Here is a 2,199-nt window from a genome sequence, read left to right as displayed (position 1 = left end):
CCCCACACCCCAGACATACCTATAGAGATGGCACTGTCAGCATTAATTATTCTCGATCGAGCCACAAAGGGTAAAATTTGGGAAACACTGCAATACACTGGCAGTCATCGTGGATAAAAACACGCTATTTTATTAACCTATACTAACCGCGCTTTAGGAGTCAGCAGTTTTCATGGATTCCGTGACAACCCTCCAATGTCAAAACCTAACCTGTCTATCCCCGAACGCTCTCACTAATAGATTCTGTGAAAAATGCGGTACTCCTTTAGTTAAGCGCTATTTATGGATGATGGGTGATTGGGTGAGAACCTATTATCATGTTGGCGAGCTAATTGATAATCGTTATTTGGTCAAACAACCACAAATTGTTCTTGATACTAAACCCGCTCAAGCACCCCAAGCACCGGAAGAACCTCCTAGCTGGCTCTCCCTCTACCTAAAATTGTTACCCTTCCATCTCCACATTCCCCAAGTCTATGGCTATATTCCCAGTCCCGATGAACGCTTGAATATGGACATCTGGCTGTTGGAATACGGCACTATTCCCCTCGATCAAACGGGAGAATTAATATATCCGGAACTATTGCCCACTCTAGCCGAGGTTTGGTCGCAAGCTTCCGATTTAAGACAAATTCACTGGTTATGGCAAATGGCCAAACTCTGGCATCCCCTTCAGAGAAAGGCTGTAGTCTCTAGTCTGCTCAACCCTTCGCTGACGAGAGTGAATAATCAGCTGCTGCAATTGCTAGAATTAAGCAAAGATGAGGCCACCGCTCCCAATTTAAAAGATTTAGGAGCTTTCTGGACCGGTCTGATCCCGACGGCAGCCGCTAATATTCAAGATTTTCTCGTATCCCTGACCCAAGAGCTAGAATCCGGTGATCTCGATCGCCCGGAATCCCTGATCGCTATCCTCGATTATGCACTACAGCACTACGGTGGAGGTCAAGAACGCAGCTATGAGATTTTTACCTGCACTGATACCGGTCTGATGCGGGAACACAACGAGGATGCCTGTTATCCCCCGACTAATCAGGCCATAACCCTCGCTCATGGTCAAAATCCCCTGGCGATTGTCTGTGATGGCATCGGCGGTCAGGAAGGGGGCGAAATCGCTGCTCAATTGGCGATCGAAACCCTGTCTAGGGAAATTAATCCCAGTCCCACCACTAATATTGAAGTCTATCCCGATAGTTACAGTCTTGTCCTCGAACAGGCGATTCGTGTCACCAATGATCTGATCAGTCAACGCAATGATCAGGAGTCAAGACAAGATCGTCAGCGCATGGGTACGACTCTAGTTATGGCTTTTGCCCAGGCCCAGGAAATGTACGCGGCCCATGTGGGGGATTCCCGCATCTATTGGATTACTGCCCACAGTTGTCATCAAGTGACGGTGGATGACGATCTCGCTTCCAGGGAAGTGAAATTAGGCTATCTCCTCTATCGTGATGCCATACAGTATCCCAACGCGGGGGCCTTGGTGCAAGCTTTGGGCATGAGTAGCGCCAATAATCTCCATCCCACCGTTCAGAGGTTGATTATTGATCAAGATTGTGTTTTTCTCCTCTGTTCCGATGGTTTAAGTGATTACGATCGGGTAGAACAATACTGGGACAGTGAAATTGTGCCTCTTTTGCGAGGAGAGAAAAATGTAACCGCCGTGGGGGAAAGTTTATTACAACTAGCTAACCAGAAAAACGGTCACGATAACTCCACCATCGCCCTAGTTTATTGTCGGGTAGTTCCTGCGGCTGAACCTGTCACGCCTTTAGTTTATGCTGAGGCCAAAGAACGGATTATTCCCGATCTTAATGACCAAGATTTTGATCACGGCGGGGACACCTACCCCGGAGAAGAAGTGGTGACAGCAATACCCACTCCCCCCCCTGCATCTTCTTCGGTTTCTAGTCGTACTTCTCCCCCCGCGCTCACTAGGGTTTCACCCCTAGTCGTAGTAGCGCTCGCTGTCGGTGTTCTCGGTTTGCTGGCTGCGATCGCTTGGCAATTCTTGAGTCATAATCCCCCTTCCAATCCACCGATTTCTCCCGCACCCGTCACCGGTCCGAGTCCCACGACCGGGACGACACCTCCCGCACCCGTCACCGATACCAATCCAGGGACGACACCTCCCGCACCCGTCACCGATACCAATCCAGGGACGACACCTTCCCCACCCGTCACCGGCCCGATTCCTGT

At 49.7% G+C, this 2,199-nt stretch carries 1 protein-coding gene; it reads left to right on the top strand.

Translation table 11 applies throughout. From position 1 onward, the window contains the following. Positions 1-172 precede the first annotated feature (172 nt). A partial coding sequence (locus tag IQ242_RS23100) for a PP2C family serine/threonine-protein phosphatase (protein ID WP_193961560.1) occupies positions 173-2,199 on the top strand: 2,027 nt, incomplete at its 3' end.

Origin of the sequence: Microcystis sp. LEGE 08355, assembly GCF_015207185.1 — a bacterium.
Classification (GTDB): domain Bacteria; phylum Cyanobacteriota; class Cyanobacteriia; order Cyanobacteriales; family Microcystaceae; genus Microcystis; species Microcystis panniformis.
The sequence above is the reverse complement of the archived record's forward strand: the minus strand, read 5'-3'. Positions and strand labels throughout refer to the sequence as shown.